The organism is Pseudomonas sp. 31 R 17, assembly GCF_900004915.1.
GTDB classification, from domain to species: domain Bacteria; phylum Pseudomonadota; class Gammaproteobacteria; order Pseudomonadales; family Pseudomonadaceae; genus Aquipseudomonas; species Aquipseudomonas orientalis_A.
This window is the reverse complement of record NZ_CVTN01000035.1, coordinates 43783-65695: the sequence shown is the minus strand read 5'-3', so window position 1 is coordinate 65695 and position 21913 is coordinate 43783. Positions and strand designations below refer to the sequence as shown.

At 60.3% G+C, this 21913-nt stretch carries 23 protein-coding genes; 10 read left to right on the top strand and 13 right to left on the bottom strand.

Going from position 1 to position 21913, the window contains the following annotated elements; translation table 11 throughout:
* Both mreC and mreB read right to left on the bottom strand, forming a co-directional pair.
* Positions 1 to 905, bottom strand: a 905-nt coding sequence (mreC, locus tag BFP89_RS02100; protein WP_370671196.1) for a rod shape-determining protein MreC, incomplete at its 3' end; no start/stop codon positions are given.
* 187 nt (positions 906 to 1092) lie between these two features.
* The gene (gene mreB, locus BFP89_RS02095) at positions 1093 to 2130 is read right to left on the bottom strand and encodes a rod shape-determining protein MreB (RefSeq protein ID WP_002555108.1); all 1038 of its coding nucleotides are present in this window, start codon (positions 2128 to 2130) and stop codon (positions 1093 to 1095) included.
* Between the two features lie 210 nt (positions 2131 to 2340).
* Here mreB and gatC point away from each other — a divergent pair, with 210 nt between their 5' ends.
* The 6 genes from gatC (at position 2341) to BFP89_RS02065 (ending at position 7570) form a co-directional block, all read left to right on the top strand.
* Complete coding sequence (gatC, locus tag BFP89_RS02090; protein ID WP_003188556.1) at positions 2341 to 2628, top strand: Asp-tRNA(Asn)/Glu-tRNA(Gln) amidotransferase subunit GatC; 288 nt, start codon at positions 2341 to 2343, stop codon at positions 2626 to 2628.
* A gap of 16 nt (positions 2629 to 2644) precedes the next feature.
* Complete coding sequence (gatA, locus tag BFP89_RS02085) at positions 2645 to 4096, top strand: Asp-tRNA(Asn)/Glu-tRNA(Gln) amidotransferase subunit GatA (RefSeq protein ID WP_065883708.1); 1452 nt, start codon at positions 2645 to 2647, stop codon at positions 4094 to 4096.
* Between the two features lie 10 nt (positions 4097 to 4106).
* Positions 4107 to 5552, top strand: a complete 1446-nt coding sequence (gene gatB / locus BFP89_RS02080; RefSeq protein WP_065883705.1) for an Asp-tRNA(Asn)/Glu-tRNA(Gln) amidotransferase subunit GatB — start codon at positions 4107 to 4109, stop codon at positions 5550 to 5552.
* 160 nt (positions 5553 to 5712) lie between these two features.
* Positions 5713 to 6084: a septal ring lytic transglycosylase RlpA family protein gene (locus BFP89_RS02075; RefSeq protein ID WP_065883704.1), complete on the top strand. Its 372-nt coding sequence runs from the start codon at positions 5713 to 5715 to the stop codon at positions 6082 to 6084.
* A 26-nt stretch (positions 6085 to 6110) separates the two neighbouring features.
* Positions 6111 to 7190 carry a calcium/sodium antiporter gene (locus BFP89_RS02070; protein ID WP_065883702.1) on the top strand — a complete coding sequence of 360 codons (1080 nt, stop codon included), beginning with the start codon at positions 6111 to 6113 and terminating at the stop codon, positions 7188 to 7190.
* On the top strand, positions 7187 to 7570 hold the full coding sequence (locus BFP89_RS02065) for a carboxymuconolactone decarboxylase family protein (RefSeq protein WP_065883700.1): 384 nt from the start codon (positions 7187 to 7189) through the stop codon (positions 7568 to 7570). Before BFP89_RS02070 ends, BFP89_RS02065 begins: the two co-directional genes overlap by 4 nt.
* A 3-nt stretch (positions 7571 to 7573) precedes the next feature.
* Here BFP89_RS02065 and BFP89_RS02060 read toward each other — a convergent pair whose 3' ends face one another.
* Positions 7574 to 8515, bottom strand: a complete 942-nt coding sequence (locus tag BFP89_RS02060; RefSeq protein ID WP_065883698.1) for an AEC family transporter — start codon at positions 8513 to 8515, stop codon at positions 7574 to 7576.
* 307 nt (positions 8516 to 8822) lie between these two features.
* On the opposite strand from BFP89_RS02060, the gene BFP89_RS02055 reads away from it, so the two are divergent.
* The 3 genes from BFP89_RS02055 (at position 8823) to BFP89_RS02045 (ending at position 11015) form a co-directional block, all read left to right on the top strand.
* The gene (locus tag BFP89_RS02055) at positions 8823 to 9422 is read left to right on the top strand and encodes a GNAT family N-acetyltransferase (protein ID WP_065883697.1); all 600 of its coding nucleotides are present in this window, start codon (positions 8823 to 8825) and stop codon (positions 9420 to 9422) included.
* A gap of 313 nt (positions 9423 to 9735) precedes the next feature.
* Positions 9736 to 10314 (top strand): hypothetical protein, encoded by a 579-nt coding sequence (locus BFP89_RS02050; protein ID WP_141689025.1) that lies wholly within the window; start codon positions 9736 to 9738, stop codon positions 10312 to 10314.
* On the top strand, positions 10311 to 11015 hold the full coding sequence (locus BFP89_RS02045; protein WP_065883694.1) for an HAD-IB family phosphatase: 705 nt from the start codon (positions 10311 to 10313) through the stop codon (positions 11013 to 11015). The genes BFP89_RS02050 and BFP89_RS02045 overlap by 4 nt, the downstream gene beginning before the upstream one ends.
* A gap of 14 nt (positions 11016 to 11029) precedes the next feature.
* On the opposite strand, the gene garD is transcribed toward BFP89_RS02045, so the two are convergent.
* The 4 genes from garD to kdgD all read right to left on the bottom strand — a co-directional run bounded on the left by garD (position 11030) and on the right by kdgD (position 16548).
* Positions 11030 to 12583, bottom strand: a complete 1554-nt coding sequence (gene garD, locus BFP89_RS02040; RefSeq protein ID WP_065883692.1) for a galactarate dehydratase — start codon at positions 12581 to 12583, stop codon at positions 11030 to 11032.
* 10 nt (positions 12584 to 12593) lie between these two features.
* The gene (locus tag BFP89_RS02035) at positions 12594 to 13958 is read right to left on the bottom strand and encodes an MFS transporter (protein ID WP_065883689.1); all 1365 of its coding nucleotides are present in this window, start codon (positions 13956 to 13958) and stop codon (positions 12594 to 12596) included.
* Between the two features lie 178 nt (positions 13959 to 14136).
* Entirely contained in the window at positions 14137 to 15582 is a 1446-nt protein-coding gene (locus BFP89_RS02030; protein WP_065883688.1) for an aldehyde dehydrogenase family protein, read from the bottom strand.
* A gap of 54 nt (positions 15583 to 15636) precedes the next feature.
* Positions 15637 to 16548, bottom strand: coding sequence for a 5-dehydro-4-deoxyglucarate dehydratase (gene kdgD / locus BFP89_RS02025; RefSeq protein ID WP_065883685.1), 912 nt, complete (start codon positions 16546 to 16548; stop codon positions 15637 to 15639).
* A 440-nt stretch (positions 16549 to 16988) separates the two neighbouring features.
* On the opposite strand from kdgD, the gene BFP89_RS02020 reads away from it, so the two are divergent.
* A complete protein-coding gene (locus tag BFP89_RS02020; RefSeq protein WP_065883683.1) occupies positions 16989 to 17192 on the top strand; it encodes a hypothetical protein in 204 nt (67 codons plus the stop codon).
* A gap of 8 nt (positions 17193 to 17200) precedes the next feature.
* Here BFP89_RS02020 and BFP89_RS02015 read toward each other — a convergent pair whose 3' ends face one another.
* From BFP89_RS02015 to petA, 6 genes are all read right to left on the bottom strand, one after another.
* Positions 17201 to 17950, bottom strand: a complete 750-nt coding sequence (locus BFP89_RS02015; RefSeq protein ID WP_065883681.1) for a FadR/GntR family transcriptional regulator — start codon at positions 17948 to 17950, stop codon at positions 17201 to 17203.
* Between the two features lie 158 nt (positions 17951 to 18108).
* The gene (locus tag BFP89_RS02010; protein ID WP_065883679.1) at positions 18109 to 18528 is read right to left on the bottom strand and encodes a ClpXP protease specificity-enhancing factor; all 420 of its coding nucleotides are present in this window, start codon (positions 18526 to 18528) and stop codon (positions 18109 to 18111) included.
* Between the two features lie 17 nt (positions 18529 to 18545).
* Positions 18546 to 19163 (bottom strand): glutathione S-transferase N-terminal domain-containing protein, encoded by a 618-nt coding sequence (locus BFP89_RS02005; RefSeq protein ID WP_065883677.1) that lies wholly within the window; start codon positions 19161 to 19163, stop codon positions 18546 to 18548.
* Between the two features lie 147 nt (positions 19164 to 19310).
* A complete protein-coding gene (locus BFP89_RS02000) occupies positions 19311 to 20090 on the bottom strand; it encodes a cytochrome c1 (RefSeq protein ID WP_065883675.1) in 780 nt (259 codons plus the stop codon).
* Positions 20090 to 21301: a cytochrome b gene (locus BFP89_RS01995; protein ID WP_003188526.1), complete on the bottom strand. Its 1212-nt coding sequence runs from the start codon at positions 21299 to 21301 to the stop codon at positions 20090 to 20092. The genes BFP89_RS02000 and BFP89_RS01995 overlap by 1 nt, the downstream gene beginning before the upstream one ends.
* Positions 21301 to 21894, bottom strand: a complete 594-nt coding sequence (gene petA / locus BFP89_RS01990; RefSeq protein ID WP_065883673.1) for a ubiquinol-cytochrome c reductase iron-sulfur subunit — start codon at positions 21892 to 21894, stop codon at positions 21301 to 21303. Before petA ends, BFP89_RS01995 begins: the two co-directional genes overlap by 1 nt.
* Between the last annotated feature and the right edge of the window lie 19 nt (positions 21895 to 21913).

The following is a 21913-nucleotide window of genomic DNA, read 5'->3' as shown; positions in this document are numbered from 1 at the left end:
ACGGCCGCAGGCGCGGGGGGTCCCACGAACGCCGGTTTCGGCACGGTGGCAGGAATCACGGGGGCGGTGCCGTTCTGCTTGTCTTCCGCCTCCTGAGCCTGCGCCGCATCATTGGCGCGCTCTTCCGGCGTGCGGTTGTCGCTGAACACCAGCAGCAGGTAGCGGCTGCGGTTCAACGCGGCAGTCGGGACGGCACGCACAATGGCAAACGGCTGGCCGGAATCATGGATGACCTCCTTGACAGTGGCCACCGGGTAGCCCGCCGGGAAGCGCTGGCCGAGGCCGGAGCTGACCAGCAGGTCACCCTCTTTGATATCAGCGGTATCGGCCACGTGCCGCAGTTCGAGGCGTTCCGGGTTCCCGGTGCCGCTGGCAATGGCGCGCAAACCGTTACGATTGACCTGCACGGGGATGCTGTGGGTGGTGTCCGTCAGCAGCAGGACGCGCGATGTGTAGGGCATCAACTCGACCACCTGGCCCATCAGGCCACGGGCATCGAGCACCGGCTGGCCGAGCACCACGCCGTCACGCTCGCCCTTGTTGATGATGATGCGATGGGTGAAGGGATTGGGGTCCATGCCGATCAACTCGGCCACTTCGACCTTTTCGTTGACCAGCGCGGAGGAATTGAGCAACTCGCGCAGCCGAACGTTCTGCTCGGTGAGGGCGGCGAGCTTTTGCATGCGGCCCTGCAACAGCAGGTTTTCGGTCTTGAGTTTTTCGTTCTCGGCGACCAGTTCGGTGCGGCTGCCGAATTGGCTGGCCACGCCCTGGTAGAGACGTTGCGGCAGGTCGGTGATCCAGTAAGTCTGCATCAATACCAGCGACATCTGACTACGCACAGGCTTGAGCAGCGAAAAGCGCGCATCGACCACCATCAGCGCGACCGAAAGCACGGTCAGCACCAACAAGCGCACGCCCAATGAGGGGCCTTTGGCAAAGAGCGGTTTAATAGGCCGCTCCTCCCAGGCAAATGTTCTCTTTATTCATACGGCATCAAACCGGCCTGGATGCAGATTGAAGAAGATAAACGCCAACAGGCAGCACTGCAAAGTGCTGCCTGCCGACCCAGCATGAACCGTCCAGGCGATCTTATTCGCTGGAGAGCAGGTCCATGGTGTGTTTATCCATCATTTCCAGTGCACGACCACCGCCACGGGCAACGCAGGTCAGCGGGTCTTCGGCGACGATCACCGGCAGGCCGGTTTCCTGGGCCAGCAATTTGTCGAGGTCACGCAGCAAGGCGCCACCACCGGTCAGCACCAGGCCACGCTCGGCGATATCGGAAGCCAGTTCCGGCGGCGACTGCTCCAGGGCGCTCTTCACCGCCTGAACGATGGTGGCCAGGGACTCTTGCAGCGCTTCCAGCACTTCATTGGAGTTCAGGGTGAAGGCACGTGGCACACCTTCGGCCAGGTTGCGACCGCGAACATCGACTTCGCGAACTTCGCCGCCCGGGTAGGCGGTACCGATTTCCTGCTTGATGCGCTCGGCGGTGGATTCGCCGATCAGGCTGCCGTAGTTACGACGCACATAGGTGATGATCGCTTCGTCGAAGCGGTCGCCGCCAACGCGTACGGATTCGGCATACACCACACCGTTCAGGGAAATCAGGGCGATCTCGGTGGTACCGCCACCGATATCCACCACCATCGAACCGCGCGCTTCTTCAACCGGCAGGCCGGCGCCGATTGCGGCGGCCATCGGCTCTTCGATCAGGAATACTTCGCGGGCACCGGCGCCGAGGGCCGATTCACGGATGGCACGACGCTCCACCTGGGTGGATTTGCACGGAACGCAGATCAGCACACGAGGGCTGGGCTGCAGGAAACTGTTTTCGTGAACCTTGTTGATGAAGTACTGCAGCATCTTCTCGCAGACGCTGAAGTCGGCGATCACGCCGTCTTTCATCGGACGAATGGCAGCAATATTGCCTGGTGTACGGCCGAGCATGCGCTTGGCCTCGGTGCCAACGGCAACGACACTTTTCTGATTACCATGGGTCCGAATGGCCACAACCGATGGCTCATTCAGAACGATACCGCGCTCGCGCACGTAAATAAGGGTGTTGGCAGTGCCCAGGTCAATGGAAAGATCGCTGGAAAACATGCCACGCAGTTTCTTGAACATGGGAAAGGGACCCTAGGCAACGCGTGGGTAAAAAAGTGCGGCAAACTCTAACAACGACAGGGATTTTGGGCAAGGCGCCAATGTGCTAAATTGGCCGACTTTCTGTGCACCAACCCCCACAATCGCGGCCATATGACCGTAGAAATGCGGTAGTGTTCCGACAATCTAACACACGGACGCCTTCCGTTCTGTTTTCCACTGGAGAATCCCATGGCGCTTGAACGCTCCGACGTGGAAAAAATCGCGCATCTGGCCTCGCTTGGCCTCAATGACGCCGATCTTCCACAGACCACCGCAGCCCTGAACAGCATTCTCGGGCTGGTTGACCAAATGCAGGCCGTCAATACCGACGGCATCGAGCCCCTGGCTCACCCGCTGGAAGCCAGTCAGCGCCTGCGCGCAGACGTCGTGACCGAGCGCAATAACCGCGAGGCCTACCAGTCCATCGCGCCAGCGGTCGAAAACGGCCTGTACCTGGTTCCGAAAGTCATCGACTAAAGGGAAAGAGCCTTTCATGCATCACATGACTCTGGCCGAGATCGCCCGCGGTCTCGCCGACAAAACGTTTTCTTCCGAAGAGCTGACCAAGACCCTGCTGGCGCGTATCGCCGAGCACGACCCCAAGGTCAACAGCTTCATCAGCCTCACCCAGGAGCTGGCCCTGAGCCAGGCCAAGGCCGCCGACGAGCGGCGCGCCAACGGTGAAGACGGCGCACTGCTGGGCGCCCCGATCGCCCACAAGGACCTGTTCTGCACCCAGGGTATTCGCACCAGCTGCGGCTCGAAGATGCTCGACAACTTCAAGGCGCCCTACGACGCGACCGTGGTCGCCAAACTGGCCGCCGCCGGGGCCGTAACCCTGGGCAAGACCAACATGGACGAGTTCGCCATGGGGTCGGCCAACGAGTCGAGCTACTACGGCGCAGTGAAAAACCCGTGGAACCTGGATCACGTACCCGGTGGTTCCTCCGGTGGCTCGGCTGCGGCCGTGGCCGCACGCTTCCTGCCCGCCGCGACGGCAACCGACACCGGTGGTTCGATCCGCCAGCCGGCCGCGTTCACCAACCTCACCGGCCTGAAGCCGACCTACGGTCGCGTTTCCCGCTGGGGCATGATCGCCTACGCCTCGAGCCTCGATCAGGGTGGCCCTCTGGCACGTACCGCTGAAGACTGCGCAATTTTGTTACAAGGCATGGCAGGCTTCGATAAACAGGACTCCACCAGCATCGATGAGCCGGTGCCGGACTACAGCGCCGGCCTGAACGAGTCGATCAAGGGCCTGCGCATCGGCGTGCCAAAAGAGTATTTCAGCGCCGGCCTCGACCCGCGTATCGCTGACCTTGTGCACAACAGCATCAAAGAGCTGGAAAAGCTCGGCGCGGTGATCAAGGAAATCAGCCTGCCGAACAACCAGCACGCGATTCCTGCCTATTACGTGATCGCACCAGCGGAAGCGTCCTCCAACCTGTCGCGTTTCGACGGTGTGCGCTTCGGCTATCGCTGCGAAAACCCCAAGGACCTGACCGATCTGTACAAACGCTCCCGTGGCGAAGGCTTCGGCAGTGAAGTCCAGCGCCGGATCATGGTCGGTGCCTATGCCCTGTCCGCCGGCTACTACGACGCGTACTACCTCAAGGCGCAGAAGATCCGTCGCCTGATCAAGAATGACTTCATGGCGGCCTTTGAAGAAGTCGACGTGATCCTCGGCCCAACCACGCCGAACCCGGCCTGGAAGATCGGCGCCAAGACCGGCGACCCGATTGCCGAGTACCTGGAAGACCTCTACACCATCACCGCCAACCTCGCGGGCCTGCCGGGCTTGTCCATGCCCGCCGGTTTCGTCGATGGCCTGCCGGTCGGCGTGCAATTGCTCGCCCCGTATTTCCAGGAAGGCCGCCTGCTCAATGTGGCGCACCAGTACCAGTTGCACACCGACTGGCACACCCGCACCCCTACCGGCTTCTGAGGAGAACACTATGCAATGGGAAGTTGTGATCGGGCTGGAGATTCATACCCAGCTCGCCACCCAATCGAAGATTTTCTCCGGCAGCGCCACCACGTTCGGTTCCGAGCCCAACACCCAGGCCAGCCTGGTGGACCTGGGCATGCCCGGCGTGCTGCCGGTGCTGAACCAGGAAGCAGTGCGCATGGCGGTGATGTTCGGCCTGGCGATTGACGCCGAAATCGGCCAGCACAACGTGTTTGCACGCAAAAACTACTTCTACCCGGACCTGCCCAAGGGCTACCAGATCAGCCAGATGGAGCTGCCGATCGTCGGCAAGGGCCACTTGGACATTCCCCTGGAAGACGGCACCATCAAGCGTGTCGGCGTGACCCGTGCGCACCTTGAAGAAGACGCCGGCAAGAGCCTGCATGAAGAGTTTCCCGGCGCCACCGGCATCGACCTGAACCGTGCCGGCACGCCGTTGCTGGAAATCGTCTCCGAGCCGGACATGCGCAGCGCCAAGGAAGCCGTGGCCTACGTCAAGACGATCCACGCGCTGGTGCGCTACCTGGGCATCTGCGACGGCAACATGGCCGAAGGTTCGCTGCGCTGCGACTGCAACGTGTCGATCCGTCCCAAGGGCCAGGCCGAATACGGCACCCGCTGCGAGATCAAGAACGTCAACTCGTTCCGCTTCATCGAGAAGGCGATCAACAGTGAAGTGCGTCGCCAGATCGAGCTGATCGAGGACGGCGGCAAGGTCATCCAGCAAACGCGCCTGTACGATCCGAACAAAGACGAAACCCGCGCCATGCGCAGCAAGGAGGAAGCCAACGACTACCGTTACTTCCCCGACCCGGACCTGTTGCCGGTGGTGCTGGAAGATTCGTTCCTCAACGATATCCGCGCCACCCTGCCGGAGTTGCCGCAGCAAAAACGCGAACGCTTCCAGGCGCAGTTCGGCCTGTCGATCTACGATGCCAGCGTCCTGGCCTCCAGCCGTGAACAGGCCAACTACTTCGAGAAGGTCGTGAGCATCGCCGGCGACGCCAAGCTGGCGGCCAACTGGGTCATGGTCGAACTGGGCAGCCTGTTGAACAAGCAAGGCCTGGAAATCGACGAAGCACCGGTCAGCGCCGAGCAACTGGGCGGCATGCTGCTGCGCATCAAGGACAACACCATCTCCGGCAAGATCGCCAAGACCGTGTTCGAAGCGATGGCCGCCGGTGAAGGCAGCGCCGATGACATCATCGACAAGCGTGGCCTCAAGCAAGTCACCGACAGCGGCGCGATTTCGGCGGTGCTCGATGAAATGCTCGCGGCGAACGCCGAGCAAGTCGAACAATACCGTGCGGCGGACGAAGCCAAGCGCGGCAAGATGTTCGGCTTCTTCGTCGGCCAGGCGATGAAAGCGTCCAAGGGCAAGGCCAACCCGCAACAAGTCAACGAGCTGCTCAAAAGCAAGCTCGAAGGCTGATAGCGCAGAACGGTCCGAGCGGGATGTCATGCTCGACTCGGACCCATGTGGGAGGGAGCTTGCCCCCGATGAGGGTGTGTCAGTCGGCACATGTATTGACTGCTGCACCGCTATCGGGGGCAAGCCCCCTCCCACATTTGTCAGGGGGATATCCAAAAAAATGAAGCGTCTACTCGGCCTGCTGGCCCTGTCTTCCCTGCTGACCGGTTGCGCCAGCGGCCTCATCGACCCCAATGGCTATGACGAAACCGGCACCGCCTCCTACTACGGCGCCAAGCACCACGGCAAACGCACTGCCAGCGGTGAAGCCTTCAACCAGAACGCCACGACCGCCGCCCATCGGCGCCTGCCCTTCGGCACTCAGGTCAAGGTGACCAATCTCGCCAACAACCGCTCTGTGGTGGTCCGTATCAATGATCGCGGTCCGCATGGTCGCGGGCGCCTGATCGACCTTTCACGCAAGGCCGCCGAGCAACTGCGTATGCTGGGCAGCGGCACCGCACGGGTGCGCGTGCAAGCCCTGAACAACTGATCGAGGCCGCCTTGAGTATTTTCGGATTGAACGCCCTCTCGCCCTGGAGCCTGCTCGAACTGGTCAGCGGCTTGCTGCTGCTGATCGTCGGCGCTGAAATCCTGGTGCGCGCTGCGGTGCGCCTGGCGGCCAGCCTCAAGGTGCGGCCCCTGATCATCGGCCTGAGCATCGTCGCCTTCGGCAGCAGCGCGCCACAGATGGCGGTCAGCCTCCAAGCCACCCTGGCCGGCAACACCGATATCGCCGTGGGCAGTGTGATCGGCAGCAGCATCTTCAATATCCTCGTCACCCTGGGCCTGTCTGCGTTGATCATTCCGTTACGGGTCTCACGACAACTGGTGCGCCTGGATATCCCGGTGATGATCGTCGCCGGCCTGCTGGTATTCATCCTCGCCGCCAATGAGGCCCTGACGCCGTTTGACGGCCTGGTGCTGCTGGTTGCGCTGGTGGCCTACCTCGGCGTGCTGCACTACCAGACGCGCCACTCGCGGCGTCCGCGAACGCTGGCCACCGTGACCCGGGCGCCCTGGCTGAGCAGCGTGCTGTTGATGCTTGGCGGGTTGCTCGTGCTGGTGCTGGCCGGGCACTTGCTGCTGGGTGCGGCCGTGGCGGTGGCGAGCGACCTGGGCTTGTCGGAGCGCATTATCGGCCTGACGTTGATCGGCGTCGGCACCTCGCTGCCCTGCCTGGCCACGTCGCTGATCGCCGCCTTGCGTGGCGAACGCGAGATTGCCGTGGGCAATGTGATCGGCAGCAACCTGTTCAACCTGCTGGGCGTGCTGGGTTTTACCGCGCTGGTGGCACCGTCGCCGCTGTCGGTCTCGCCCAACGCCCTGGACTTCGACCTGCCGGTCATGCTCGGCGCCATCACCCTGTGCCTGCCGGTGTTCTATACCGGCTACCGCGTCACCCGCGCCGAAGGGCTGGTGTTGCTGGGGCTGTACCTTGCGTATGGGCTGCATGTGATGGCATTTACTACCGGCATGCCGCTGGCCACCCAACTTGAACAATTGATGCTGTTTTACGTCTTGCCGGCGCTGGTGGTGGTGCTGTTGTTCACGTCGCTGCGCGCCTGGCACCGTCAACACAAGAGGGAATCGCAATGACCGGTCAGAACAAACCAGGGGTTGAAATGCGTCGCCAGGTGATGGGCGATGCATTCGTCGACCGTGCCCTGAACAATGCCACCGAGTTCAGCCAGCCGCTGCAGGACTTCGTCAATGAACACGCCTGGGGCAGTGTGTGGAATCGCGAGGGCTTGCCGCTCAAGACGCGCAGCCTGATAACCCTCGCCGCCCTGACCGCGCTCAAATGCCCGCAGGAGCTCAAGGGCCATGTGCGCGGCGCGTTGAACAACGGCTGTACGGTTGAAGAGATCCGCGAAGCGCTGCTGCATTGCGCGGTGTATGCCGGCGTACCGGCGGCCATCGATGCGTTTCGCGCGGCGCAGGAAGTGATTGAGGCGTATCAGGCGGACCAGCCGTAACGGTCAGATCCAGCCGCCCGCCTGCAATACAAAGATGCCGATGTTCGTGGTCACCGCCGCCATCAGGGTGGTGATCACGATAATCGCCGCCGCCAGCTCATGATTACCCTCGGCCGCCCGGGCCATCACGAAGCTCGCCGCCGCCGTTGGCGCGCCGAAGTACAGAAACAGAATCCCCAATTCCGGCCCACGGAACCCCAGCAGCCACGCGCCCAGTGTGGCGATCACCGGCAACCAGATCATCTTCATCAGGCTCGCGCTCAAGGCCATGTTGCCGCTCTTGCGCAGCGCCGCCAGGGACAAGGTGCCGCCGATGCAGATCAGCGCCAGGGGCAGTGTCGTGTCCGCAAGATAGCCCAGGGATTTTTCCAGCCAGCCGGGCAGGCCGATCTGGAAGTATGCAAACGGCGCGGCAACGATCACGCTGATGATCAGCGGGTTGGCCACCACACTCTTGAAGATACTCCACGGGTCGGACTTGATCACCGGGCTGTATACCGCCAGCACAATGGTCGATAGGGTGTTGTAGAACAGGATCACCAGCGCGGCGAGAATCGCACCGAGGGAAATCCCGTAGTCGCCGTACATGCTGGCAGCCAGCGCCAGGCCGATCACGCCGTTATTGCCGCGAAACGCGCCCTGGGTGTAGATGCCCCGGTCTTCGCGCTTGCAGCGAAAAATCGCCCAGCCCCACGCCATGGCGAAGCTCACCAGCGTGGCCACGGCAAAGTAAATCAGCAACCCCGGCTTGAGCGCCGAATGCAGGTCGGCATGCAGGATGCCCAGGAACAGCAGCGCCGGCATGGTGACATTGAACACCAGGGACGAGGCGGTATGGATAAAGTTGTCGTTGATCCAGTTGATACGCTTGAGCAGCACCCCGAGGAACAGCATGGCGAACACCGGCGCGGTGATGGTGAGCGTCGTAAGAAAAATGGCGAGCATGCTGTATTAGCCTTGAGTCCTGTTATCAGGGAGTCGTAATAATAAAGCACTGGGGTGCGCGGCTGACATTTCATTTAACAATAGGCCTGCAAATAAAATTCAGGATCGGAGAACTGCATCCATTTGTAGGATGTAACTCAGAGTTTTTGGCGAAGCTCAGTCCATCCCACAAAACGCTACACAAGCTCCTACACACTGATAAGAATCCGCGCCTCTGCAATATCGACATCCCCCCTGAAAATCCTCCCTGTAACATTTTAATTATCCGGTAGCGAACCATCATGTGTTCGAAACACAAGGGGTGACTATGCGTAGATCCTTCAGTCAATTGCACAATGTGCATATCAGGAGCTGGGACGATCAGGACATTGAAGGCTATGCCGACCTGCTCGCTGATCCGGAGGCAATGAAGTTCATTTCGGCCGGCACTACACGGGGCAGAGACGCCGCCGCCAATGAAATTTCGGTATTCACAAAAGAACTTATCGATCAGGACTGGTCACGCTGGGCTGTAAGCCTGGGCGTGGAAGGATCATTTATCGGTTATGCAGGATTCGCAAAAAAAGAATATGGCATCAACTTTGGCAACCGTTTCCTCAGGAAATACTGGGGCACGCCCTACCCCTTTATTGCGATTCATCTGGCGCTCGAATACGGTTTCCAACGCCTGGGATTTGAGCAGGTCTACACGCTTACCAATATCCACCATCACCGTGCGCTGGAAATGAACAGAGCATTTTTGCATATGCCCGCAGTGACGGGAGAAGTCATAGAGACCGCCTACGGTCCTCACATAAAAATTGATCTTACACGTGAGCGGTTCCAGGACATAAGGCTGGCAAATCTCGAGCGAATCACACGGTTCTCGCGCCGCATGAAAAAGCCTGAACACACCCAGTCCGCTTGACGAAAATCACCATTGAGTATTCGCTCCCTTGAAAACACAACCGGCTCCCGCTTGCCCTTTGCAATCCGTAGCGGACCTCTGTAGTCGAGAAACCTGGGCTTATCCTAGTTTCCCCAGGCAACTTTATATGCCCTTCGGCTACATGCTGGCCGTCCTTCGCATGCTCTTGATAGTTGTACTAAGCCTGTTAGCCTGGCCATTTCCACTTGCCGTCAGGCGCGTTATATACCGAGGTATTCTCTGGATAATGGGCCTGAGGGTCAGGTGCGCACTTTCAACGCGACAAATCGCAACACTGACCGACGGTTGTGTGGTGGCCGCCAATCACGTAAGCGTTATTGATCCGTTCGCCATACTGGCGATGCCTGGCGCAACACTTGTGGCCTCGAGCGGCTACAACAGGGTTATCAGCCTCACTGCATTCCTTTTGATCAAGTGCGCGGGTGGCCGCGTCTGGAACGGCGCGGATAAAAAGACGTTTTCACGTAACCTGCGTAGTCTGCGGGACGCCCCCCAAGGCACCGCCCTTTACACCAATCCCGAAGCAACCATCAACAATGGCCGTGGCTTGTATCGCTTCCGCCCCGGGCTGCTGAGCCGCGGGTTGCCTGTGGTGCCACTTGCGGGGCGCTTGATCCTGCCCTTTGGCCTGGTGGCGAGCCCGCTTCATGCGTCAGGTCTGGCGTGCTTCCTGCGCCTGCTGGCTATGCCCTGGATGACCGTCGAAATGGCCTATCTGGAACCGCTGGAGCGCAATGAACACCAAAGCGGCCAGGCTTTTTCGGACTTGATACAAGCGCGTATCGCCGAGCACCTGGGCATCGCAGCAACCCAGTGGACCCGAGAAGACAAACACCACTACCGTCGCACAGATGCGCAGGCACACCCATGACAACGAGCCGCGACACCCATGTCATTTTCGACTTCGACCAGACCCTGGTGAACCACGAAAGCACCCTGGAGATCGTCAAGTCGGCGATTGGCGAAAGCCCGAACGCCCAGCCAATGCTGGAGCAACTGCAACTCATCACGCCCAAGGCGTTGACGGGCAAGGCCAGCTTCTGGGAAATGCTGAGTGTGATGAAAATGATCCCGTATATCCGCAGGCATCATATTCAACGCTATGTCGATACCATCATTGGCAGCCTCGACCCGTCCCTGGAGCAGACAGTGCACAACCTGCAACGCGAGGGCACGCACGTGTACATCCTCTCCGGAGGGTACACGGAGTGCATTACCCCAATTGCTCGATCACTGAACATCCAAGCCCATAATGTCATCGCCAACCGTCTTTTCTGGGCCGGTTCGCGCGCAATGTGCCCCAGGCCATCACCGTTGATAAACCCCGGCAGAGGGAAAAGTAGCATCGTGCAGCGATGGCGCAAGGAAGGCCGGCTGACGGGTCGAGCCCTGATAGTCGGAGACGCCAGATCCGACTATCAGGTGTATGCCGATGGTTGGGTCGACGGTTTCGTTTGCGCCGACTATTACACCAGCCAGCCGATGCCCGAGCTGTCCGGGCACATCCTTCGAGCTGACACGCCCATCCAGGTTCACGCGCACATCCAGACGTTGATGAACGAGCGTTGCTGACGGAAACGACAGCCCTAGGTGATTGGCGCGGGGTTGAACAAGGTGATGTCGTTATGCAGCTTGTGCCGCTGCGCCCACGTCTGCTTCCTGCCGCTGGCCACGTCCAGGTAGAAGTGAAACAACTCCCAGCCCAGCTCCTCGATGCTCGCGCGTCCGGTGGCGATGCGCCCGGCGTCGATATCGATCAGGTCCGGCCAGCGCTGGGCCAGCTCGGTGCGCGTCGACACCTTGACCACCGGCGCCATCGCCAACCCATAAGGCGTACCCCGCCCCGTGGTGAACACATGCAGGTTCATCCCCGCCGCCAGCTGCAAGGTGCCGCACACAAAGTCACTGGCCGGGGTTGCGCAAAAAATCAGGCCCTTGGTCTTGAAGCGCTCGCCTGGGCCGAGCACACCATTGATCGCGCTGCTGCCGGACTTGACGATGGAGCCCAGGGACTTCTCGACGATATTCGACAGGCCGCCCTTCTTGTTGCCCGGCGTGGTATTGGCGCTGCGATCCGCCTCGCCCTTGGCCAGGTAACGGTCGTACCAGTCCATTTCACGCACCAACGCTTCGGCAACTTCCTTCGTCTCTGCGCGAGAAGTCAGCAGGTAGATGGCATCGCGCACTTCCGTCACTTCGGAAAACATCACCGTCGCCCCGGCCCGCAGCAACAGGTCGGATGCATAACCCAGCGCCGGGTTGGCGGTGATGCCGGAAAACGCATCACTGCCGCCGCATTGCATGCCCAGGATCAGCTCGGAGGCGGGCACCGTTTCGCGGCGGCGCTGGTCGAGCTTTTTCAAGCGGACTTCGGCCAGCGCCATGATCTCCTCGATCATTTCGCCAAAGCCGTGGCTGGAATCCTGCAACCGGTACAGCCAGGGCTCGCTCAGGTCGACGGAGCTGTCGTTGTCGTGCATCACTTGCCCGGCCTGCAACTTCTCGCAGCCCAGGCTGATCACCAGGGCTTCGCCGCCCAGGTTCGGGTTGCGCGCCAGGTTGCGCACGGTGCGGATCGGAATGTAGGCATCCGTGGCCGTGATCGCCACGCTGCAGCCGTAGCTGTGCGTCAGCGCCACCACATCATCGACATGCGGGTACCTGGGCAGCAATTCATCCTTGATGCGCTGGACGGCATGATCCAGCACGCCGGTCACGCACTGCACCGTGGTGGTGATACCCAGGATATTGCGCGTACCCACAGTGCCGTCGGCGTTGCGATACCCCTCGAAGGTGAACCCCTCCAGCGGCGCCTGGGGTTCGGGCACCTCGGTGGACAGCGGCAGGCTGTCCAGCGGCGGCGCTGTGGGCATGCGCAACTGGTCTTCCTGCACCCAGCTGCCACGCGGGATCGGCGCCAGGGCATAGCCGATCGTCTGGCCGTAGCGAATGATCCGGCCGCCTTCGGGGATATCTTCCAGGGTCACTTTGTGGCTTTGAGGGATGAAGTCCACGGTGACCAGGCCGTCCGGGAACTCGGTCCCGGCCGGTACGCCTTGGTCGTTCACCACGATCACCACATTGTCGCGCTCGTGCAGGCGAATCGAGCGCGGCGAGTCGGCATGTTCAATCAACTGCATCACATGAACCTCAGGAATGCGCTTGGGAAAGGTGGGTCAACTCAGGGCCTTTGCTTGGCGGGTCCTTGAGCACCACGCGCTTGATCGGGCCGACGATCACCAGATAGCTGAACACCGCCACCAGCGCGTTGGCGCCGACGAACACCAGGGCCCACTTGAACGAGCCGGTGGTGCTGATGATGTAGCCGATGACAATCGGCGTGGTGATGGAGGCCAGGTTACCGAAGGTATTGAACAAGCCACCACTGAGGCCGGCGATTTGTTTCGGTGAGGTGTCGGACACCACCGCCCAGCCCAGTGCGCCAACGCCCTTGCCGAAGAAGGCCAGCGCCATGAAGCCCACCACCATCCATTCAACGTCGACGTAGTTGCACGCAATGATGCTGCTGGACACCAGCAGGCCGGCAATGATCGGCGCCTTGCGGGCGAAGGTCAGGGAATGGCCCTTGCGCAGCAGATAATCGGAAATCACCCCGCCCAGCACGCCGCCGATAAAGCCGCAGATCGCCGGCAGCGAGGCAATGAAACCGGCCTTGAGGATGGTCATGCCACGGTCCTGCACCAGGTACACGGGGAACCAGGTCAGGAAGAAGTAGGTGATGCCGTTGATGCAGTATTGGCCCAGGTACACACCCAGCATCATGCGGTTGGTCAGCAACTGGCGGATGTAATCCCACTTCGGCCCATCGGTTTTCTTGCCCTGGCCCTTGTCCTGGTCCATATCCACCATGGCGCCATTGGCGGCAATGTGATTGAGCTCCGCTTCGTTGATCATCGGGTGCTGGCGCGGACTGTGGATAACTTTCAGCCAGATCAGCGAGAACACAATGCCAATCACGCCCATCACGATAAACACATGCTGCCAGCCGAAGCGATAAACGATCCAGCCCATCAGCGGTGCGAACAACACGGTAGCGAAGTACTGCGCCGAGTTGAAAATCGCCGACGCCGTACCGCGCTCGGCCGTGGGGAACCAGGCCGCCACAATCCGTGCGTTGCCCGGGAAGGATGGCGCTTCGGCCAGGCCCACCATAAAGCGCAGCATGAACAGTGCAACCACGGCGGTCGAGACACCGAACTCACCGACGTAGCCTTGCAGCACGGTGAACAGCGACCAGGTAAAGATGCTCAGGGCATAGACTTTTTTCGAACCGAACCGGTCGAGCAGCCAGCCGCCGGGGATTTGCCCGGCGACGTAGGCCCAACCGAATGCAGAGAAGATGTAGCCGAGGGTGACCGCGTCGATGCCGAGGTCTTTTTGCAGGCTGGAACCGGCGATGGCGATAGTTGCACGGTCGGCGTAATTGATCGTGGTCACCAGGAACAGCATGAGCAGGATCAAATAGCGGACGTGAGTCGGCTTGGTCGCTTGCATGTAGAAGTACTCCCACTAATTATTTTTTTTGCGGGTAATGGTTATGTCTTGCTGGGTGCTGCCTCTTGTAGGAGCGAGCTTGCTCGCGAAAAACGTCAACGAATACGCAGGCATTCAGGGTGCACGCGGTGTCCTTGGGTTTTTCGCGAGCAAGCTCGCTCCTACAGTGAAACGGGTGCTACGACCCGATGTAGCTGGTTTTCACCACGGTGTAGAACTCTTGCGCATAGCGGCCCTGCTCACGCGAACCGTAGGACGAACCCTTACGGCCACCGAACGGAACGTGATAGTCCACGCCGGCGGTCGGCAGGTTGACCATGACCATCCCGGCCTGGGAGTGGCGCTTGAAGTGGTTGGCATGTTTCAACGAGGTGGTGGCGATACCAGCCGAAAGACCGAACTCGGTGTCGTTGGCCATGGCCAGCGCCGCCTCGTAGTCGGCCACCCGCACCACGTTGGCCACCGGGCCGAAAATCTCTTCACGGCTGATGCGCATGGCCGCTTCGCTGTCGGCAAACAGCGTCGGCGCCAGGTAGTAGCCCTCGGTGTCGCAGGTCACCAGACCGCCGCCGCTGACCAGCCGCGCGCCTTCGCTCTGGCCGATGTCGATGTACTTCATGTCCTGGTCCAACTGAGCCTGGGAAACCACCGGGCCAATGTCGGTACCGCTGTGGAGCGCGTGGCCGACCTTGATCGACTTCATGCGCTCGGCCATGGCCGCGACGAACTGGTCATGGATGCCGGCGGTGACGATCAGGCGGCTGGAAGCGGTGCAACGCTGGCCGGTCGAGTAGAACGCGCTCTGCACCGACAGCTCGACGGCCTGCTTGAGGTCGGCGTCGTCGAGAATGATCTGCGGGTTCTTGCCACCCATTTCCAACTGCACTTTGGCCTGGCGCGCTACGCAGTTGACGGCGATCTGACGGCCCACACCGACGGAACCGGTAAAGCTGATGCCGTCGACTTTCGGGCTGTTGACCAGCACATCGCCCACCACGCGACCGCTGCCCATCACCAGGTTGAACACCCCGGCCGGGAAACCGGCGCGGGAAATGATGTCGGCCAGGGCCCAGGCACAACCGGGTACCAGCTCGGCCGGCTTGATCACCACGCAGTTGCCATAGGCCAGGGCCGGGGCGATTTTCCAGGCCGGGATCGCGATCGGGAAGTTCCACGGCGTGATCAAGCCGACCACGCCGAGGGCTTCACGGGTGACTTCAACGTTGACGCCGGGGCGCACCGACGGCACATAGTCGCCCGACAGGCGCAGGCATTCACCGGCGAAGAATTTGAAGATGTTACCGGCGCGGGTCACCTCGCCAATGGCTTCGGGCAGGGTCTTGCCCTCTTCCCGGGCCAGCAGCGTGCCCAGCTCTTCGCGGCGGGCGAGGATTTCGCTGCCGACTTTATCCAGCGCGTCGTGGCGCGCCTGGATACCCGAGGTGGACCAGGCCGGAAACGCTGCGCGGGCGGCGTCGATAGCGGCGTTGACCTGAGCGACGTCAGCCTTGGCGTATTCGCCGATCACATCGGAAAGATCCGACGGGTTGATATTGGTGCAGTAGTCGGCGCCGGTTACCCATTCACCGTTGATGTAGTTGTCAAAACGCTTTGCTTGGGACACGAATCTTCTCCTGACGCAAAAGGCCGCTGATTGCTCAGCGGCCTTGTTGATAAGTTATTGCGCGCCTTGCTTGTCGATCAGCGCGGCCAGGGCTTCGTATTCTTCCGGCAGCAGATCGGTCAGCGGCGTGCGCACCGGGCCTGCGTCGTAGCCGGCGATTTTCGCACCGGCCTTGACGATGCTCACGGCATAACCGGCCTTGCGGTTACGGATGTCGAGGTAAGGCAGGAAGAAATCGTCAATGATTCTGGAAACGGTGGCGTGATCATCCCTGGCAATCGCGTGGTAGAAATCCATTGCGGTTTTGGGAATGAAGTTGAACACCGCCGAGGAGTACACCGGCACGCCCAGGGCCTTGTAGGCAGCGGCGTAAACCTCTGCAGTCGGCAGGCCGCCGAGGTAGCTGAAACGATCGCCGAGACGACGGCGGATCGACACCATCAACTCGATGTCACCCAGGCCATCCTTGTAGCCGATCAGGTTCGGGCAGCGCTCGGCCAGGCGTTCCAGCAGCGGCGCGGTCAGGCGGCAGACATTGCGGTTGTACACCACCACGCCGATCTTGACCGATTTGCACACCGCTTCAACGTGGGCGGCAACCCCGTCCTGGCTGGCTTCAGTCAGGTAGTGCGGCAGCAACAGCAAGCCTTTGGCACCCAGGCGTTCGGCCTCTTGAGCGTACTCGATGGCCTGGCGGGTCGCGCCGCCGACACCGGCAAGAATCGGCACGCTGGTGGCGCAGGTATCAACAGCGGTCTTCACCACCTGGGAATATTCGCTGGCGGCCAGGGAGAAAAACTCACCGGTGCCGCCTGCGGCGAACAGCGCAGTGGCGCCGTACGGGGCCAGCCATTCCAGGCGCTTGATATAGCCCGCCTGGTGAAAGTCACCCTGGGCATTGAAATCGGTCACCGGGAAAGACAGCAGACCGTGGGAGAGGATGGACTTCAGTTCTTGTGGATTCATTATTCGAACACCCTGGCGAAGACTTTCTGAGGAAAGCATTGTTGTTGGTTTAAATCATGTCGTACGTCATCGTACAACTATAAAAAGATTCGTCAACTGCAATTCATCAGGCCTCATCTCAAGCTCAGCGTTGAAACAGGTGATCAGGGAAGGGAGACGACGTCATAAGATCCATGACGCCTGGGGTACAGGTTGTCCGAAGACGGACGATTGGTGAGGTGGGGTTTTATCTGCCAGGGGACTACACGCAGACCAGATACACCTTGAGAGAGACGAGTAACTGACTTGACCGTCTGTCGCTACTGTCAATTCTGACAGTAGCGCGCTCTCCGCTACGTTCATAAGTTACCTCCTACTTTCCAATAGCTCAGTGCAGAGCCCTCTTGAAGCACTGCGATATTGGAAAGCATGCCAACTCTCACGATTTTTGGAGGTACACCATGTCCAAGACCTGGAAAACGAATACCGTCAAGAAAGGCAATAAAAAGCGCTCGCTTGATTACGAGCCAAACATTGGTGACGAGATCTACTACGACGATATAGGGGGTAACCCTGCGCTGGAAAAAGTCGTACGCAAAATCTACGACGAGACGATTGGCGAAATTGTCATCTACCTCGAACCGTCGCAAAATCCCTATCCTTGACCGAGCGTCTACCCGCGCTGCGCTTGCGCCTCTTCATGGGCATGGCGCAGCCTCTCCCGGCTATTGGTCAAATGCAAGCGCATCGCCGCACGCGCCGCGTCCGAATCCTGACGCGCGATGGCCTCATAAATCTCTTCATGCTCGCGACTCAAGCGCCCCATGTAATGCTGCTGGTCGTCATGGGCCAGGCGCGCCGAATTCAAGCGGGTACGCGGAATGATGCTGGTGCCCAGGTGGGTCATGATGTCGGTGAAGTAACGGTTGCCGGTGGACAGCGCAATTTCCAGGTGGAATGCAAAGTCCGACGCCACCGCATCACCGGCATGGGCCGCACTTTCATTCAGCGCGTCGAGGGCGGCACGCATGGCTGCCAGTTGTTCCTCGCTGCGGCGCAAGGCGGCCAGGCCTGCGGACTCCACTTCCAGGCTGATCCGCAACTCGAGGATCGCCAACACATCGCGCAGCGTCACCACGGTGGCCGGGTCGATGCGAAAACCGCTCGGGCTCGGCGTGTCCAATACGAACGTACCGATACCGTGCCGCGTCTCCACCTGCCCCGCCGCCTGCAAGCGCGAAATCGCCTCGCGCACCACGGTCCGGCTGACGCCATGGGCCTCCATGATTGCCGACTCGGTAGGCAGCTTGTCGCCACGCTTGAGTTGGCCGTCGCGGATCTGTTCGGACAACACCGTGACCAATTCCTGGGCAAGGCTGCGACGCTTGCGGGGAAGACGTGGGACGGCGTTGGCGTTTTCCATGATGAGTCATCTTTCTCGGTGAACTGAAGACGCATCATAGCCCATGGCGGTTGTACGATCACCGTCCCTGTCGCGACTTTCATACCTGTACGGCAGGCAAAAAAAAGCCCCGGCAACCGCCGAGGCATTTTTCAGGCTAGCCCGAAGGCGGCAGCCGCTTACTTCACCACTTTCAAGCTCGGCCGGCCAGTAGGGCGCGGCGGCTCGTTATCCGGTGGCGGCACATCATCGCCGCCTTGCCCTTCGATCGTTTCGTCGTCCTCGAAAGGCGACTCCAGATCGAACACCATGCCCTGGCCGTTCTCACGGGCATAAATCCCGAGGATGGCGCCGATCGGCACGAACAGCGTATGCGGCACACCGCCGAAACGCCCTTCGAAACTGACCGCTTCGTTGTCCATGTGCAGGTGGCGCACCGCACTGGGCGATACGTTCAATACAATCTGTCCGTCACTGGCAAAACCCTGCGGAACCTGCACCGCAGGAAATTCGGAGTTGACCAGCATGTGCGGGGTGCAATCATTGTCCACAATCCACTCATAGAGCGCGCGGACCAGGTAGGGTCGACTGGAGTTCATCAGCGGCTCCTTAAGCCTTAGCGCATATCGCGTTCGACACCAGACAGACTCGCCTGGAAAGCCTCACGCGCAAATTGGCGCTCCATGTAATCAAGCAACGGCTTGGCCGGCCGTGGCAGTTCAATGCCCAGAACCGGCAAGCGCCAGAGTATGGGTAATAGGCAGCAATCGACCAAACTTTGTTCCTCACTGAGGAAAAAAGGTTTATCGGCGAACAGCGGCGAAACGCCGGTCAGGCTTTCGCGCAATTCCTTACGCGCCTGTACGCGCGCGGCCTCTTTACTGCGGGTATCGAGAATCACATCCACCAGCCCGCACCAGTCACGCTGGATCCGATGGATCAGCAGGCGGCTGTTGGCACGCGCCACCGGGTAAACCGGCAGCAAAGGCGGATGCGGGTAACGCTCATCCAGATATTCCATCACCACGGTTGACTCCCACAACGCCAGGTCACGATCGACCAGGGTGGGCAAGCTGCCGTAAGGGTTCACTTCGATCAGCTTCGGCGGCTGACGGCCCGCCTCCACACTGATGATCTCGGCGCTGACACCCTTCTCTGCGAGCACGATGCGTACTCGGTGGGAATAGTGGTCGGCGGGGTCGGAGTAACAGGCCAACCGGTTGGTCACGCCCATGGCGGTCCTCCTCGCTTGTTGAAATTATCGAAAGCTCAAAAACGAGCGCGCCCAGAGAGCATCCCTGTAACGCCCGGTAAAACCGGCGCTACGTGTTCAGAGATGCCGCTGGGCGCGCAAGATTAACAGCAATTGCTTACGGTTGGATCAATGCACATCCTTCCAGTACTCGCGTTTGAGCAGATAGGCGAATACGAAGAAGAAAGCCAGGTACAGCAAGACGTACGTACCGATGCGCTGGTGCTGCAGTTTGACCGGGTTGGCCGAGTAGGCCAGGAAGGTCACCAGGTTCTTGACCTTCTCGTCGAACTGCTCTTCGTTCAGCGTACCGGTCTTGGGCACGATGGTCAGTTGATCGCACGCTTCATGGGTCAGCGGCGTGCCGGTCAACGGATCATATTGCTTCTTGCCGTCTTCAACGACCTGAACCTGCTTGCATCCTACCACCTGGCGACCCTGCAGGCCGACCAGAACGTTGGGCATGCCGACGTTCGGGAACACTTTGTTGTTCACGCCCCACGGCCGGGTCGGGTCTTCGTAGAAGGATTTGAGGTAGCCGTAGAGCCAGTCGGTGCCCCGCACACGTGCTACCAGGGTCAGGTCCGGCGGTGCCGCACCGAACCAGGCCTTGGCGTCCGCCGGCTTCATGCCGATGTTCATGTGGTCGCCGATCTTGGCCCCGGTGAACACCAGTTTTTCCAGCATCAACTCATGGGGGATGCCCAGGTCGTCGGCCACCCGCTCGTAGCGCTGGAACTTGGCGCTGTGGCAGCCCATGCAGTAGTTGGCGAACGTGCGCGCACCGTCCTGCAGAGCGGCTTTATCGGAGACGTCGATGTCGACCTTTTCCAGCTGCGCGCCATGCTCGGCGGCCCAAGACAGGAGCGGCAGGGCCGCAAGCACTAATGCCACGAATAATTTTTTCATCAGCCAGTCACCCTTTCCGGAACCGGTTTGGTCTTCTCGAGCCGGGTGTAGAACGGCATCAGAATGAAGTAGGCGAAGTACAGGAAGGTGCAGACCTGCGACAGCAACGTGCGCTCGGGGGTCGGCGCCAGTACGCCCAGCACGCCCAGGATCACGAACGAAATGCAGAACACCCACAGCCAGATCTTGCTCAGCCAGCCCTTGTAGCGCATGGACTTGACCGGGCTGCGGTCGAGCCACGGCAGCACGAACAGCACCGCAATCGCCGCGCCCATGGCGATGACGCCCATGAGTTTGTCGGGGATCGCACGCAAGATGGCGTAGAACGGCGTGAAGTACCAGACCGGGGCAATATGCTCGGGCGTCTTGAAGGCGTTAGCCTGTTCAAAGTTAGGCTTCTCCAGGAAATAACCACCCATCTCCGGGAAAAAGAACACGATCGAACAGAATACGAACAGGAACACGACCACACCGACAATGTCTTTCACGGTGTAGTACGGGTGGAATGGAATGCCGTCCAGCGGGATGCCGTTCTCGTCCTTGTGCTTCTTGATATCCACGCCATCCGGGTTGTTGGAGCCGACTTCATGCAGCGCCAGGATGTGCAATACCACCAGGCCCAGGATCACGATCGGCAAGGCCACCACGTGCAAGGCGAAGAAGCGGTTCAGGGTGATGCCCGAGATCAGGTAGTCGCCGCGAATCCACTGGGTCAGGTCGTTGCCGATCACCGGGATGGCACCGAACAGCGAGATGATCACCTGGGCGCCCCAGTACGACATCTGGCCCCATGGCAGCAGGTAACCCATGAAGGCTTCGGCCATCAGCGCCAGGTAAATCAGCATGCCGAACACCCACACCAGCTCGCGGGGTTTCTGGTACGAACCGTAGAGCAGGCCACGGAACATGTGCAGGTAGACCACGATAAAGAACGCCGATGCGCCGGTAGAGTGCAGCAGGCGCAGGATCGAGCCGTACTCGACGTCACGCATGATGTACTCGACGGAGGCGAACGCCTCTTCCGCCGAAGGCGTATAGCTCATCGTCAGCCAGACACCGGTGACGATCTGGTTGACCAGCACCAGCAGCGCCAGGGAGCCGAAGAAGTAGAAGAAGTTGAAGTTTTTTGGCGCGTAATATTTGCTGAGATGGTCTTCCCACATTTTGGTGGCGGGGAAGCGCGCATCCACCCAATCCATGAACTTGCTCATCACGCGTTCTCCTTATCGAGGCCAATGACAATAAGGTCGTCAGTTTCGTAGGTGTGCGGAGGAACCGGCAGGTTCAAGGGTGCAGGCTGGGACTTGTAGACACGGCCGGCGAGGTCGTAATGGGAACCGTGGCAGGGGCAGAAGTAACCGCCAACCCAGTCCTTGCCCAAGTCAGCGGGCGCGACTTCCGGGCGAAACGTAGGCGAGCAACCCAGGTGGGTACACAGCCCCACCAGCAGCAGGATCTCCGGCTTGATCGAACGTGCTTCGTTCTTGGCGTAGGCGGGTTGGTCGGACTTCTCGGATTGGGGGTCAGACAACTGGCCTTCAATCTTCTTGAGATTCCCCAGGATTTCCTCGGTACGACGAACAATGAAGACCGGCTGGCCGCGCCATTCAGCAATCATCTGCTGCCCTGGCTCGATCTTGCTGACATTCACCTTCACCGGTGCACCTGCGGCTTTCGCCTTGGCACTGGGAAACCATGACCCCACGAACGGGACCGCAGCCCCCACCGCTCCTGCAGCACCCACCACGGATGTGGCTGCTACCAGAAAGCGACGCCGGCCTGCATTCACGCCGTCATTGCTCATTCAGTCCTCTCCCATCAGC

Bases quoted from the DNA above. Each gene is read 5' to 3' on its own strand.
- mreB (WP_002555108.1), bottom strand. From the start codon at position 2,130: ATGTTCAAGAAACTGCGTGGCATGTTTTCCAGCGATCTTTCCATTGAC.
- gatC (WP_003188556.1), top strand. From the start codon at position 2,341: ATGGCGCTTGAACGCTCCGACGTGGAAAAAATCGCGCATCTGGCCTCG.
- gatA (WP_065883708.1), top strand. From the start codon at position 2,645: ATGCATCACATGACTCTGGCCGAGATCGCCCGCGGTCTCGCCGACAAA.
- gatB (WP_065883705.1), top strand. From the start codon at position 4,107: ATGCAATGGGAAGTTGTGATCGGGCTGGAGATTCATACCCAGCTCGCC.
- BFP89_RS02075 (WP_065883704.1), top strand. From the start codon at position 5,713: ATGAAGCGTCTACTCGGCCTGCTGGCCCTGTCTTCCCTGCTGACCGGT.
- BFP89_RS02065 (WP_065883700.1), top strand. From the start codon at position 7,187: ATGACCGGTCAGAACAAACCAGGGGTTGAAATGCGTCGCCAGGTGATG.
- BFP89_RS02060 (WP_065883698.1), bottom strand. From the start codon at position 8,515: ATGCTCGCCATTTTTCTTACGACGCTCACCATCACCGCGCCGGTGTTC.
- BFP89_RS02055 (WP_065883697.1), top strand. From the start codon at position 8,823: ATGCGTAGATCCTTCAGTCAATTGCACAATGTGCATATCAGGAGCTGG.
- BFP89_RS02045 (WP_065883694.1), top strand. From the start codon at position 10,311: ATGACAACGAGCCGCGACACCCATGTCATTTTCGACTTCGACCAGACC.
- garD (WP_065883692.1), bottom strand. From the start codon at position 12,583: ATGCAGTTGATTGAACATGCCGACTCGCCGCGCTCGATTCGCCTGCAC.
- BFP89_RS02035 (WP_065883689.1), bottom strand. From the start codon at position 13,958: ATGCAAGCGACCAAGCCGACTCACGTCCGCTATTTGATCCTGCTCATG.
- kdgD (WP_065883685.1), bottom strand. From the start codon at position 16,548: ATGAATCCACAAGAACTGAAGTCCATCCTCTCCCACGGTCTGCTGTCT.
- BFP89_RS02020 (WP_065883683.1), top strand. From the start codon at position 16,989: ATGTCCAAGACCTGGAAAACGAATACCGTCAAGAAAGGCAATAAAAAG.
- BFP89_RS02015 (WP_065883681.1), bottom strand. From the start codon at position 17,950: ATGGAAAACGCCAACGCCGTCCCACGTCTTCCCCGCAAGCGTCGCAGC.
- BFP89_RS02010 (WP_065883679.1), bottom strand. From the start codon at position 18,528: ATGAACTCCAGTCGACCCTACCTGGTCCGCGCGCTCTATGAGTGGATT.
- BFP89_RS02005 (WP_065883677.1), bottom strand. From the start codon at position 19,163: ATGGGCGTGACCAACCGGTTGGCCTGTTACTCCGACCCCGCCGACCAC.
- BFP89_RS02000 (WP_065883675.1), bottom strand. From the start codon at position 20,090: ATGAAAAAATTATTCGTGGCATTAGTGCTTGCGGCCCTGCCGCTCCTG.
- BFP89_RS01995 (WP_003188526.1), bottom strand. From the start codon at position 21,301: ATGAGCAAGTTCATGGATTGGGTGGATGCGCGCTTCCCCGCCACCAAA.
- petA (WP_065883673.1), bottom strand. From the start codon at position 21,894: ATGAGCAATGACGGCGTGAATGCAGGCCGGCGTCGCTTTCTGGTAGCA.